This window comes from Kribbella sp. VKM Ac-2569 (assembly GCF_004216905.1).
In the GTDB taxonomy this organism is placed as follows: Bacteria; Actinomycetota; Actinomycetes; order Propionibacteriales; family Kribbellaceae; genus Kribbella.
In genome coordinates this window covers 137,135-149,548 of the sequence record NZ_SGXJ01000010.1, presented here as the reverse complement: position 1 = coordinate 149,548, position 12,414 = coordinate 137,135, and the positions used below count along the sequence as shown (strand labels likewise).

The following is a 12,414-nucleotide window of genomic DNA, read 5'->3' as shown; positions in this document are numbered from 1 at the left end:
GTACTGCGACCGGGAGGTCGTGGGAGAGTAGGACGCCGCCGGACATTCACACTGTTAAGGGCCACCCCACTAGGGGTGGCCCTTAACATTTGTGGCCGTAATATTTCTGCACATCATTGCCGTCAGCCGGCCTTGCGTTCGGGCGTGTATGTCCACCAGGGCCGCGGCGGGTTGCCGTTCGCCTGGTCGACGGCGGACATGATCGTGTCCAGGAGACACGGATCGTGGCGTTGCTGGTCCCGTTCGCAGATCGTCTCGTAGATGTCGACGGGATCGCGCCCGGCCAGGTGGTCGATCTGCGTGATGTCGGCGCGTGCCAGGTAGTTAGCGACAGCTGGACCGACGTTCATGAGGCTGGTCAGGTCTGGATTCTCTTTCGGCATGCTTCGACGATGCCTCGGCAGCCGCCACCAGGTCTTGAACGAATCGGACGATCACGCCCGGGCAGGCAAGCGTGACCCGCGCAAGATCGACTCCAGGTCCTTGGAGGTTTCTGCCAACTGTTGGAGCTGTGCCCTCGGGTGACGCTCGAACGGTGACTGAGCGGTGCCTGCGCATCCTGGCGCTGTTCCGGTTCTGCTTCCCCGATGTCGAGGTACGGCTGGCCGGTGGGCGGGAGATTCATCTGCACGGGATGCAGGTGCTGGCGCCGGGCGGGGACGATCTGCGGCTGATCGCCGACGCCGGCTTCACGATCGAAGGGCTGGAGGAGGCGACGTTGCTGGTCGCCCGCCACGATCTGGTGACGTTGAGACATCGCGGTGCGGGCAGTGCCGCTCCCGCCGACTAGGCTCTCCGGATGGCTGGGATGGTGCTGATCGTCGGGTTGCCGGGTGCCGGCAAGACTTCTTGGGCTCGACGGATCGAGGAGGAGCGGAAGGCGCTGCGGTTCACGCCGGACGAGTGGATGGACGCCTTGTTCAACACGAACGAGGTCGACGGACGGCGCTGGGTGCTGGAGTCCGAGCTGCTCTGGGGTGTCGCGGCCAGGGCGTTGGCGCTCGAGGTGGATGTGATCCTCGACTACGGCTGCTGGTCGGAGGAGGAGCGAGATCTGTTCCGGACCCGGGCGCAGGCGCTCGGTGCGAGTGCGGAGATCGTCGTACTCGATCTGCCGTTCGAGGTGCTGTGGGAGCGGCTCGAGCGACGCAACGCGAACTTGCCGCAGGCGACGTTCCGCATCAGCCGGGAGGAGCTCATGGAGTGGAGCGCCAAGTTCGAAGTGCCGACAGCGGAAGAGCTGCAGCGTTGGGATCGGCAGCTCGTGGTGACGGACTAGCTATTCCTCGGGTGCGATGCCGACGAGCGCGGCTGCGGCGCAGATGTGGACCGGTGTGAGGTCGATCGGGGAGACCGGCGCCTGCAGAAGGGTGCCACGTTCGTACGGCGTGAGCGTGATGTCGATGCCGGGAGCGCCGGCCACCATGCCCCGCACGTACGTGAGCCAGCCCATCATCGGGATCCCGCGCCGGAAGACACCGGCCGCCGCGGCGAGCTCGGTGTCGGCGATGCTCGCCCACTGCGGTTCCCAGATTGTGACGACCGCGCGCAGCACCTGAGCGAAGCGTTCGGACTGCTGCAGCGCGTCCTCGTCGCTCCAGTGCAGCGTGAGCTGGTCCGAGACGGTCGTCATCGTGCCGCCCATGGACAGGTCGAACAGCCACGGCAATTCGCCGGTGCTCTGCAGGTGGAGACGCGTCGTACTCGTACCGTTCGCGAGCACCTTCGTCGTCGCCTCGACCATCTCCTGCAGCGGCGTGGAGCCGTCGGCCTCGAGGACGTGGTACCCCCAGCGCTCGTCCTGCGTCCAGATGTGGACGTCGGGGAACGCGACCGCCACCGCGGTCAGCGTCCGGCCGACCCGGAGCGCGCGGTGCTCGACGGACTCGTCACGATGCGGCCATTGGGCGCGCAGCAGCCAGGAAGCCATTCACGCCCTCCGATCATGATGAGGCGGCGGCAGCACTGCGCCAGGTCGTGACATAGTGCCGGATGCAGGCGACGGTACGCCGTCATACGACCGCTTGACCAGAGCTCCGCCTACTCGGCGTGAGCAGGTGCGGCGCCTCTCCGGAAAAGTCACCGGACCAGTCTGCTGCACCCCGTGGTCAAGGGGCAGCACCGGGGTCCGATTTTGGTAACAACACATCGAAATCTGGACAAGTGTCAAGCTCAGCCCGGCGGAGTCGCCGCCACCAGGGCCCCCAGAGCGCTCGCCTGCGTGCGCCAGTCACGCGTGCCGCCACTCGCCCAGCGCTGACCGAGACGGTTCAGTGAGTCGCGGTCGTTCCGCCAGATCGAGTCGGCCTGCTGCTGGGCATAGGTCCGGTACGACGCATCGCCGGTGGAGTCCGCCAGGTCCATGAAGTACCGCATGAAGATGCCCTTGAACTGCTTCTGGTTGTCATCACAGGTGCTGGCCGGATCACAGCTCTCGGTGAGGATCCCGCCCGGGCTGAGCGAGGACATCGCCGCGTCACCCAGCTGCCGAGCCCTCGCGAGGAGGGAGCTGTCTCCGGTTGCCCGCCACAGTTCCAGCGCGCCGCCGATCGCCAGGCCCTGGTTGTACGTCCACACGGTCTGGCCGTTGTTGGTGCACGCACCGGTCACACCGTCGTTCACCAGGTTCGACGAGTTGATCATCCCGCTGCCAACGAACCAGTTCCACGCCGCGTTTGCCCGCTGCAACCAGACGGTGTCGCCGGCCAGCCGATTGTGCAGCGCCGCGGTCATCCGGATGTAGAGCCCGTTCGTCACCGCGTTCTTGTACGTGCGCTCGCGGTCCCACCACACCCCGCCGCCACACGTGCTCGTGTCCCAGTACCCCTGGACGTAGTTGGCGATGGTGACCGCCATATCCAGGTACCGACGGTCGCCGGTCAGGTCGTACGCCTCGATCCACGCGATACCCCACCATTCGGTGTCGTCGATCGCGCGACTGATGAAGTTCCCCTCCAGCGCGTCACCGCTCTTCTCGCCGGCCGGGAACACTCCCTTGTTCTTCTCGAACACCTCGTTCACGATCCAGCGCAGATCGGTACGGCGGGTGCGCTGCTGGTAATCCATCAGCGTCGTCACCGCCACCGCGGAGTTCCACCAACTCGACAGCCACCACGCGGTGTGCGGCTGGTACGAGTACATCAACGCGTCGGCGGCTGCACCGGTCCGGTCGGACGCCGGCCGCGCCCACGACGTACAGCTGCCGTTCTGGCTTTCGACGGCTCGCCCGCACGCTCGGACCGCGCCGCCGTACAGCTTGGAGACTGGGTCGGCCACAGCGTAGAGACGGGTTGTGGCTGCACCAGCGCCGGAGGCGACGCTGGTCCGGCCGAGTGATGAGCCGTCGGGCCACGACGCGCCTTCGTCCCAGGAGCGATCGAGCCAGATCTCGTCGCCTCCCGCGCCGTTCTCCAGAGCGCCCCAGGCCATCCCGCGATTGTCGATATGCAGCGAGATCCGCCGGTTGGACAGCGTGGTCGACGGCACCGGCTGGTTGTCGCCGGACGGGCCCGAGCTACCGTCACAGGCCGCTGCGCAGACCGCGGTGTGGACCCAGGCGGTGCAGTCGACGCCGGCCGCATCACCGCAGGCGCGGATCAGGCCGCGGCGGTGCCCGGCTGGGTCGGCGAGGTTGTACATGAGCGTTCGCGTGCCGGTCCACCCGGACGGGATCGAGGCCTTGCCGAGCAGGCCGTCCCAGGTCTCGCCACCGTCCCAGCTGCGGTCCAGCCAGACCGCGTCGTTGGTGGACCCGTTGTCGATGCTGCCCCACGCCATCGCGTCCTTGTCGGACACGTGCAGTACGACGCGACGCCCGTTGATCACCTTCTCCGGTACCGGGAACGTCTCCTCCTGCGCCTTCGAAGGATCGAGCGTGTCGCACGAGACCGAACAAACCTGTGCTGCCAACGGCTGCGCGTCGGCGGGGATCGCGGGCGCCAACGTCAGCACGAGGACGAGAGCCAAGAGAACTCTCATGTCAGCCTCCGAGTCCGGGCTGGTCGGCCCACGTCGTGTCGGCGTCGTACGAACCGCCGCCGTCCCACGGGTTGGCCCCGCCGACGGTGGCGATGTAGACCAGCTCGCTCGCGTGCCGGACGTAGTACGTCGGGTAGTTGATCGACTGCAGTGACACGTTGCCGGCGCCGCCGGCGCGTGGTGGCTGGGCGCAGAACGTGGCGTCCTTGCGGAAGGTGTCGGTGCCGTCGTTGGACGCCTTCTGCAGCCGGTAGTTGCTGTGCCGGAGGTACTGGCCCGGGAAGTTGAGCGACTCGAGAGAGTAGCAACTGCTCTCGGCTAGGCCGGCTCGGATCACGAAGCTCGCGTCCTGGCGGTCCGCGAGCGCCGAGTTCGCGTCGATCACGTCGGTCCGGGCCAGCCCGTCGCGATGCCGCAGTACTCGATCGGTGAAGCCGGGCGTGGTTACGCGGAACGTGCGGGTCTGGCCGACAGCGAGGTCCGCACCGCTGCGCCACCAGGCCGGGACGAGGTTCCAGGTCGCGTCGTCGCGGTACGAGCCGCCGGTGTCGGTGTCCAGCCAGACCTCGGAGTTGCGATGACGCAGGTAGTACCCAGGCCGGGCGGCGGACTCCAACGACGTACCGCCGCCGCTCAGACCGGGATGCGTGCAGAACGTGGCGTCGGCTGCGTTCGGGTTGGCTTCCTTGTAGATCCGAAGGTCACGCTGGCGCAGGTACTGGCCGGGGAAGTTGCGCGACTCGAAGGAGTAGCAGCTGCTGTTGGACAGCCCCGGCCGGACCCAGAACGTCGCGTCCTGCTTGAGCGTTTGGTTGCTGCCGGCCTCGACGACCTCGGTGTTTGCGACGCCGTCGATGTGCCGCAGGTAGCGGTTCGTGTACGTCGGGGTTGTGACGCGGAACGAGACCAGCTTGCCGGTCGGTAGCGTCGTACCGTTGGCGGCGGCCAGCACCTGCTGGTTGACGGCCCGCACCCGCGCGAAGTCCATCTTCTGCACCTGGCGGTCGTAGGTGTAGAAGCCGTTGATCTCGTCCTCGACGTCGGTCGGCTCCGTGTAGACCGAGCCGGACAGGCCGGAGCCGGTGATCAGGTCCGGCAGTTGGCTGGTGATCTGCCCGTACCGCGTCGTCAGCGCATCGCTCGTCGGGAGCATCTCGTACGCGAAGCTGTTGCCGCTCGGCCACTCGTGACCGGCGACGTGCAGACCGAGTCCGCCGTACTCACCGAGTTGCAGTACGCGCGTCGTCGACGGCGCCCGCGCGATGCCAGGACCGACGTACATGTGATCGTCGATGACGTCGCCGTTGCCGGGATCCGGATCGGAGTCGCAGCAGTTCGAACCGGAGTTGTGGTTCACCAGCCTGCTCGGGTCGAGGCTCTTCACGAGGTCGGCGATCCGGCCGGCCTGGAACTCGCCCCAGCCCTCGTTGAACGGGATCCACTGGGTGATCGACGTGATCTGCTTGTGGCTGTCGACCATCCGCCGCAGCTCGGACTCGTACCGCGCCTCGCCGGTCGTCGAAGCGTTGCGTCCGGCAACCAGCGACGGCATGTCCTGCCAGACCATCAGCCCGAGTTTGTCCGCCCAGTAGAACCAGCGCGCCGACTCGACCTTGATGTGCTTGCGGACCATGTTGAAGCCGAGCGCCTTCTGCTGCTCCAGATCGAACCGCAACGCCTCGTCGGTCGGCGCGGTGTAGAGGCCGTCCGGCCAGAATCCTTGGTCGAGGGTGCCGAGCGCGTAGACGAACTTCCCGTTCAGCGTCGGCCGGAGGAAGCCGCCGAGCATCGCCTTGCCGACGGAGCGCATCCCGAAGTACCCGCCGACCGAGTCGTTGCCCATCGTCACGCGGAGGTCGTAGAGGAACGGGTCGTCGGGCGACCACAGACGCGCGTTCGGTACGGCGATCCGGAACTGCGTCCCGCTGACGCCGCTCGCTTCGCCGACAACCTGTCCGCCGGACAACACCTGGGTGTGCACCGGTTGTCCTGAAGTTGGCGCCTGCACGGTGAGGTCGAGGCCGCCGGCGGCGACGTTCGGGATCGTGTCGAGCCGGGTGATCCAAGTGGGTTGCGTCGGCTCGATCCAGACGGTCTGCCAGATGCCGGACGACGGCGTGTACCAGATGCCGCCGCGGTTCACGCGTTGCTTGCCGAGCGGGATGTCCTCGGTGTCGACCGGTGCCCAGACACCGACGACGATGTCGTTGCTCCCGGCCCGCAATGCCGAAGTGATGTCGTACGAGAACGCGTCGTACCCGCCCTCGTGCGTGCCGAGCAGCGTGCCGTTGACCCACACCTTCGACTGCCACATCACCGCGCCGAAGTTGAGTTGCACGTGGCGGCCCGACCAGCCGGCCGGGACGGTGAACGTGCGCTTGTAGTACATCCGGTTCTCGTGGCGCTGGATGCCGGAGAGCGCGGACTCGATCGGGTACGGGACCAGGACCTCCTCGGGCAGCGCCCCGGTCGGCGGGTTGTTCAGGTCGCTCGTCGGTGCGAACTGCCAGACACCGTTGAGGCTCTGCCACTCGGTCCGCGTCAGCTGCGGCCGCGGGTACTCAGGGAGCGGATCGGTCACCGACACCTGGTTGGTCCACGGCGTGGCCAACGGCGGTGGCTTCGGGGTGAACGCGCTCGCTTCAAGCGGTGTCAGGAGTACGGCGAAGAGGGCGAGGACTGTGGTCAGCAGCAGGAATCGTCGCGACAGCATGGGGGATCTCCCTGGGGCGGTAGGAAGAGAGCGCTCTCACCTGGTGAGTATGCGGGCCCACGGAGCGAGGTCAAGACCTCGCCTGATTGTTTCTGTCGGAAATTGTCGGACTACGTGAGCGTCGGCGAGGCCAGTTCCAGCGTCGGCGTCGAACCGCGGTACGACGTCATCCACTCGCGGAGCAGCTCGACCCGGGCCGCGTTGTCCTCGTTGCCCTTCACCACCGGCGCCTGGTTGTACGGCATGGTGTCCGAGCTGCGCCGGAGCTTGACGTACAGCCGGGACGAGGCGAGCGCGTACCGCTCCATGTCGTCCTGGAGCGCGCCGATCACGGTGATGTTCCGGTCGCGACCGATCTGCTCGAACAGTGCCACCGCCTCGCGACGGTGCTGCGAGCCGAGGTTGCGTCCGAGCTCGTCGAGGATCAGCAGCAGCGGACGGTCGGAGCCGCCGGCGAGCGCGGCCGCGCACACCAGCTTCACCGCCTTCTCGTCCATCTGGGCGGTGTTGCCCTTGACGTTGAACGCGGAGAACGGGCCGCCCTCGGACCGGCGCCACTTCGGCGTGACCGTCCAGCGCCACGGCTTGTCGGGCTCGGCGGGCGGATCGGGCTCGGGAAACTCGAGCTTCGCGCCGTACCCGCCGTACTGCTGGTCGAGGCGGTCGAACTCCTGGGACACCAGGCGCAGTCGTGCCTTGATGCCGTCGGCGAGCGACGCGCGGTGGGCGCGGGCCGTGCTCTCCGCTTCGCCGAGGCCTTCGCGGGCGCGTTCGAGCGCGGCGTTCCGCTCGGCGCGCTGGCTGGCGATCTGCTGTTGCTGCAGGCTGTCGAAGGTCTCGTGCTGGGCGAGGTGGCTGCTCAGCGTGCGTTGCAGCGCCGGCACCAGGCCGACGCGGTCGCCCAGGGTGCCGTTCGTCCAGCCGTCCGGGCCGTTCAGGATCTCCCACAGCTCGGTCGGGATCTCTTCACGCGATCGGGCGTTCGGGAAGCAGCGGCGGATGACGTCGTCGAGCTGCGTACACGCCTGGTGGTTCCAGTCGGCCGTCGTACGGCGTTGCGCGTCGTCGGGCAATCCGAGGATGAACTCCTCAGCTTCCGCGGGCGTCCCGCCCCAGGCCGTGGTCCGGGTGGTGAGGTCGAGCGTGGTCTGCTCCTCGCGCAGCGCGAGGCGGCGGCCGGTCAGCTCGTCGAGGATCCGGTCGTGGTCGCGACGGGTCGCTTCGAGGTTCTTCAGCCGTTCGTCGCGGACGAGTTGCTGGCCGGCGGCGGTCTCGGCGGACTCCTTCGCCGCCTGCAGTTGCGGCGCGAGCGCATCGCGGTCGGTCTCGTGCCGGTCGACGGTCTCGCGGAGCGCGAGGATCTGCTCCTGCACCGAGTCCGCATCGGCGAGCGCGCGTGCGGCCGCCGTACGACGCTCGGCCTGTTCTACTCGCGATCGGGCCTGCTCGAGTGCCGCGGAAGCTTCGCCACGTACTTCGATTGCCGCCTCCACGCGGCGGCGAGCGGCCTCGATCCGCGCGGTCCGGCCGGTGATCGGCTCGTCGAACTGCCCGACGGCCACCACACCGGCGACATCGTCGATGTTGTCCTTGGTCGCGCGCTCGCCGATCGCGGCGAAGAACGCATCCAGCACGAACCGCTTGTCGGCCGACTTCGGGCCGCCCATCTTTGAAGAGCTCCGCGTGGAGCTTTTGGCGCCGGGCCGATTTGCCAGCACGAGCACGAATCCCGCGTACCCGGCGTCGGCCAGCGCCGTCGATGCGACGGTCGCATCGACCGCGTCGATGACGACCGCCTCCCGGTACGGCGCCAGTCGCGGCTCCCACTCGGCTCGATCGGCTTCGGCTAGCTCGGTGATGTCGGTGAGCGCGCCGCACTCGATCCCGGCGTTGTCCAGGACCTGCTGCTGCGGCGCGGAGACCGTCTGACCGCTCTCGGCCTCGCGCAGCTCGGCCGTCGCGTGGTCGACTGCGGAGCGTGCGGCGTGGTCGCGGCCGATGTGCTCCTCGAGCACCGCGCGAGCCTCGTCCTGCTCCTCACCGGCCGCCGTCAGATCGCGGCCGTCTGCCGAACGGCCCGCTTCCAGCAGCCGCCGGTGCTCCTGTCCGAGGCGCTCCAGTTGCTCCCGCACCGACCGTTGCGCCAGGTCGAGCTCCCGGTCGCGAGCGTCGAGCTTGTCCCGCTCCTGGCGGGTCAGCTGGACGTCCCGGAGCATCCCCTCCTCGTTGCCAAAGGCATCGATATCGGCTTCGATCGCTTCCTTCCGAGCCTCCTGCTCGGCGACCCGCTCGTCGAGAACCGTCAGCTCCTGAAGGATCTCGTCGTTCCGCGCGGAGCCGTCAATTAAGTGCCGCGCCGAGCGCGCCTGCCAGGATTCCTTCGCCGCGGCGAGCGCTTCACGTGCTGCAGCGCGCTGCAGGATGCCGGCCTCGACGGTCGCCATCTCCTGCTCCCAGCGCTGCAGGTCGGCGGTCGCCTGCTTGGTCGCCTCGCGCTGGGTGTGCTCGGCGGAACGGTGCGCCTGCTCCTGCTCGAGCTCGTGGTCGAGACCGGTGAGCGTCGCGATCGCGTTGAAGATCCGCGCCGGGCCGAGCTCGTTGAGCGGCTCGGCGAGCAGGTTCGCAGTCGGGCTGGAACGCACCGACGTCGACAAGAACGAGACACACCGGACCTGACCGCCGTACAGCACCTGGGAGAGCTTGTTGGCGTGGAAGTCGGTGCGGCCGTTCGAGTGCGGGAGCGTGGCCCACAACGCGTCGGCGCCGGCGGCCCGCTCGGCCTCGGTCGCGCCGTACGGGATGTGCAGGCCCTGCTTCCAGCGCAGGTCGATGTACGACGCCTTGCGGTTGATGCGGATCCAGACGGTGATCGCGGCCGCCTCGATCGCGTCGAGGTCGCTGAGGTCGGGGTCGGAGAAGACGCCGACGATGTAGCCCCGGTCGACGTTCGACCAGTTGCCTTCCTGGCCGGCCGCCTCGGCGGTGAACAGCAGCTCGGCCGCGCCGGGCGCGCCGCTGGTCAGGCGCCACTGGTCGTCGGCGTGCAGGAGGCTGAGCGCGGCGATCCAGGACGACTTACCTGCGCCGTTCGAGTCGGTCGGGCCCTGGCCGGCGACCGTGATCAGACCACGGCCGATCATCGGGATCGGGTGTGTCGACAGACGGGACAGGTCGACGACCTGCACACCGAGCAGCACCTTCGACCCCAGGATGTCGAACGGTCCGTCCTCAGTGCTCATGCATCTTCTCCCGTTGTCATGCTGACTTCTGCTGGGACGCCGTTGCGGGCGCGGATGGCCTCGGCGATCGGACTGGCCGGGGCGGCGGCGAGGATGAGCTGATCCTGCAGGCGACGACGTGCGGCCGGTGTCAATCGCTGCAGCTGCGGACCCGGGATGTACGACGGACCGCCCGAGTGATCGCCGGACAGCTGGATCAACCCCGCAGCGCGCAACCGCTGCAGGGCAAGGCGCCGCTCCTCGCCGCTGATTCTGGTCGTCCGCAGCTCGTCGACCGTCGTGGGTCGTGCCGACTTCCAACTGTCGCCGGTCAGAATGCCTTCGCTGCGGGGGATCGCGACGGAGTGGATCAGCACGAGCACCAGCACCGCGCGGTCGATGGCGGACAACGGCTGCCAGCCTTGAGCCACGAGGCTGGCGGCGATGTCGTCGTCGTACCCAGCGGTCCAATGGGTGCCGTCGACGTGGACGAGGGTCCGGCCGATGAGCTTGAGCATGCGCTGCACCTGGCGGCGCAGGGTGACGTCGCGGAGACCGGCCAGCTGCACTTCGGCGACCGGGTGCGCGGCGTACTGCACTGCGCTGAACGCAGCGAGCACCTCGTCGCGGGAGCGGTCGCTGAGGTCCTGGAGCAGAGGGTCGAACAACGCGTGCTGCTCAGTCATCCGCTTCCTCCTCGTCGGCGGACCGAGCAGTCGCGTCGGGGAGCGCGGTCTCGGAGACCGGCTCGGCGACAGCCTGCGTGGACAGGACCGGCGGGGGCGGTTCGGGGAGATGGCGGCAGAGGTCGCGGAGGGTGGACAGGTCGGCCGCGGTCCAGGTGATGACGCGCGGGCCGAGGCGGACCTCGCCGGCCTTGTCGTCCCACAGGAGCCAGTGCGTGGCGTGCAGGCGGCGCAGGCTGCCGATGATCAGGGTGAGGTCGCTCGACTGCTCGGGGCGGCCGCGCATCCCGGCGTACACGGACCTGATCTGCGCGAGCGTGCCCCTCGAACCGGGCCAGGCCGGCGCGCTGCGGTCGGTCCAGCAGCAGGCGACGCAGATCGCGAGGATGCGAGCCGTTTCGTTCGGCTGCTCGACGGCGACCGGGGGAGCGTCGAGCTCGTCGAGCACGCCATGACCTGCGCCCGACGGGAGCGTCGGCACCAGCCAAACCGCTGACCCGTCCGGTGCCGCGGCTCGGGTGAGACCGGCGACGGCCGGCGTGTCCGGGTCGACCTCGAGCGGGCCCGCGGACTGCACCTTCGCCCACCACAACGCGTTGTACAGCCGCCGCTCGACCGCTTCGGTGCTCATCGAACCACCCGGCGGAACACGCCTTCGGTCGCCCACGGCGTACCCGCGGTGGGATCGATCCGCATGCCGTCGGACCACACCAGCTCGTAGTCGAGCTCGTCGTGCAGATGCGCCGCCGTCAACTCGGCGAGCACGCGGCGCGCGGTGATCCAGTCGCCTGCCTCGTCGATGACCTCGACGATGTCGACGGACGGGCGCCCCGCCAGCACTCGCTCGGCCTCGCCACGCAGGTCCTCGCGGTCCGTCGCGGCGGCGGACTCCGGAGCATCAGCGTCGGCGGTCGGACGTGGCGGCGCCATCCGTGCGGTGCCGCTGCGACGTCCTGTTTCTACTGCCTCGACCATCGTCTGCGCGGAGAAGTCCGGTGCGGCGGCGTCGAACAACAGACCATCGAGTACGGCGGCCAGCGTGTCGGGCTCGCTGCTCCTGGAGAAGGTCAGCCAGGTCTCGATGGGCAGGATACCGAGCGCCCGCGTCGTGCCGGCGCGCTCGACCAGGCGGCCGGCGGCGAGCTGGACAGCGTCGGCGTACGCCGCCAGCGCCATCCGGAGCGAGGTGCAGTCGCGGTGCAGCTCAGGCCAGCGGTCCAGGACCAGCCGGTGGACCTTCTCGGCCTGCTCGATCAGGCGCTCGTTGCCCCAGGCGAGCTGGGCGTTCTCCCGGAGCTGGGCAGTGGTGCTGGTCGCGACCAGGATGGCGAGCTCGTTGCCGAGCAGGCGGAAGACCTTGGTCAGGCGGCCGATCGAGGCCTTGCCGTCGTCGGCCGTCGCCTGCGGGTCGCTGACGCTGTGCGCCTCGAGGGTGAGCAGCTGGTGTAGCTCGCCCTGGCCGCCCTGGACGGACATTCGCCGCAGGAACATCAGCATCACGTACGGCGCGAAAGCGGCGCGGTGGCGCAACTCGTTCGGACGGTCGACGAGTTTGGTGATCGCGCCGTACTGCCGGAGGACGTCGAAGCGGCGGACGATCACGTCGTGCGGATACGCCCGGCAGGCGAGGGTGGCCTGCTCCACGGTCAGACCGTCGCTGCCGGCCTCGGCGAACGCGTCCAGGATCGCCTGGTCGGCGTCCAGCAGGTCCGGATCGACGATCATCGCGCCGGCCTCGCGGGCGAGCACGGCGAACACCTGACGGTAGACACGCAGCACGGCCGCGTCGGCCTCGGCGTCGAGCAGTGTCGCGTCCATC

At 68.7% G+C, this 12,414-nt stretch carries 10 protein-coding genes; 2 read left to right on the top strand and 8 right to left on the bottom strand.

Annotated elements, in window-relative coordinates:
- Positions 1-122: 122 nt before the first annotated feature.
- Positions 123-383, bottom strand: a complete 261-nt coding sequence (locus EV649_RS40630) for a helix-hairpin-helix domain-containing protein (protein ID WP_130389078.1) — start codon at positions 381-383, stop codon at positions 123-125.
- Between the two features lie 152 nt (positions 384-535).
- On the opposite strand from EV649_RS40630, the gene EV649_RS40625 reads away from it, so the two are divergent.
- Both EV649_RS40625 and EV649_RS40620 read left to right on the top strand, forming a co-directional pair.
- Positions 536-790 (top strand): hypothetical protein, encoded by a 255-nt coding sequence (locus EV649_RS40625; RefSeq protein ID WP_241999303.1) that lies wholly within the window; start codon positions 536-538, stop codon positions 788-790.
- Between the two features lie 9 nt (positions 791-799).
- Positions 800-1,279, top strand: coding sequence for an AAA family ATPase (locus tag EV649_RS40620; protein WP_130389076.1), 480 nt, complete (start codon positions 800-802; stop codon positions 1,277-1,279).
- Here EV649_RS40620 and EV649_RS40615 read toward each other — a convergent pair whose 3' ends face one another.
- From EV649_RS40615 to EV649_RS40585, 7 genes are all read right to left on the bottom strand, one after another.
- Positions 1,280-1,930 carry a hypothetical protein gene (locus tag EV649_RS40615; protein ID WP_130389075.1) on the bottom strand — a complete coding sequence of 217 codons (651 nt, stop codon included), beginning with the start codon at positions 1,928-1,930 and terminating at the stop codon, positions 1,280-1,282.
- Between the two features lie 242 nt (positions 1,931-2,172).
- Positions 2,173-3,978, bottom strand: a complete 1,806-nt coding sequence (locus tag EV649_RS40610) for a glycoside hydrolase family 76 protein (protein ID WP_130389074.1) — start codon at positions 3,976-3,978, stop codon at positions 2,173-2,175.
- 1 nt (position 3,979) lies between these two features.
- The gene (locus tag EV649_RS40605) at positions 3,980-6,691 is read right to left on the bottom strand and encodes an AbfB domain-containing protein (RefSeq protein WP_130389073.1); all 2,712 of its coding nucleotides are present in this window, start codon (positions 6,689-6,691) and stop codon (positions 3,980-3,982) included.
- A gap of 110 nt (positions 6,692-6,801) precedes the next feature.
- Positions 6,802-9,930 carry a chromosome segregation ATPase gene (locus EV649_RS40600; protein ID WP_130389072.1) on the bottom strand — a complete coding sequence of 1,043 codons (3,129 nt, stop codon included), beginning with the start codon at positions 9,928-9,930 and terminating at the stop codon, positions 6,802-6,804.
- On the bottom strand, positions 9,927-10,595 hold the full coding sequence (locus tag EV649_RS40595) for a hypothetical protein (RefSeq protein ID WP_130389071.1): 669 nt from the start codon (positions 10,593-10,595) through the stop codon (positions 9,927-9,929). Before EV649_RS40595 ends, EV649_RS40600 begins: the two co-directional genes overlap by 4 nt.
- Entirely contained in the window at positions 10,588-11,226 is a 639-nt protein-coding gene (locus EV649_RS40590; protein ID WP_130389070.1) for a hypothetical protein, read from the bottom strand. The genes EV649_RS40595 and EV649_RS40590 overlap by 8 nt, the downstream gene beginning before the upstream one ends.
- Positions 11,223-12,413: a hypothetical protein gene (locus EV649_RS40585; RefSeq protein WP_130389069.1), complete on the bottom strand. Its 1,191-nt coding sequence runs from the start codon at positions 12,411-12,413 to the stop codon at positions 11,223-11,225. The genes EV649_RS40590 and EV649_RS40585 overlap by 4 nt, the downstream gene beginning before the upstream one ends.
- Between the last annotated feature and the right edge of the window lies 1 nt (position 12,414).

What these genes read in the sequence shown, in the direction of transcription:
- EV649_RS40630 (WP_130389078.1), bottom strand. Translation starts at nt 383, where the DNA reads ATGCCGAAAGAGAATCCAGACCTGACCAGCCTCATGAACGTCGGTCCA.
- EV649_RS40590 (WP_130389070.1), bottom strand. Translation starts at nt 11,226, where the DNA reads ATGAGCACCGAAGCGGTCGAGCGGCGGCTGTACAACGCGTTGTGGTGG.
- EV649_RS40585 (WP_130389069.1), bottom strand. Translation starts at nt 12,413, where the DNA reads ATGGACGCGACACTGCTCGACGCCGAGGCCGACGCGGCCGTGCTGCGT.
- EV649_RS40600 (WP_130389072.1), bottom strand. Translation starts at nt 9,930, where the DNA reads ATGAGCACTGAGGACGGACCGTTCGACATCCTGGGGTCGAAGGTGCTG.
- EV649_RS40595 (WP_130389071.1), bottom strand. Translation starts at nt 10,595, where the DNA reads ATGACTGAGCAGCACGCGTTGTTCGACCCTCTGCTCCAGGACCTCAGC.
- EV649_RS40605 (WP_130389073.1), bottom strand. Translation starts at nt 6,691, where the DNA reads ATGCTGTCGCGACGATTCCTGCTGCTGACCACAGTCCTCGCCCTCTTC.
- EV649_RS40620 (WP_130389076.1), top strand. Translation starts at nt 800, where the DNA reads ATGGCTGGGATGGTGCTGATCGTCGGGTTGCCGGGTGCCGGCAAGACT.
- EV649_RS40615 (WP_130389075.1), bottom strand. Translation starts at nt 1,930, where the DNA reads ATGGCTTCCTGGCTGCTGCGCGCCCAATGGCCGCATCGTGACGAGTCC.
- EV649_RS40610 (WP_130389074.1), bottom strand. Translation starts at nt 3,978, where the DNA reads ATGAGAGTTCTCTTGGCTCTCGTCCTCGTGCTGACGTTGGCGCCCGCG.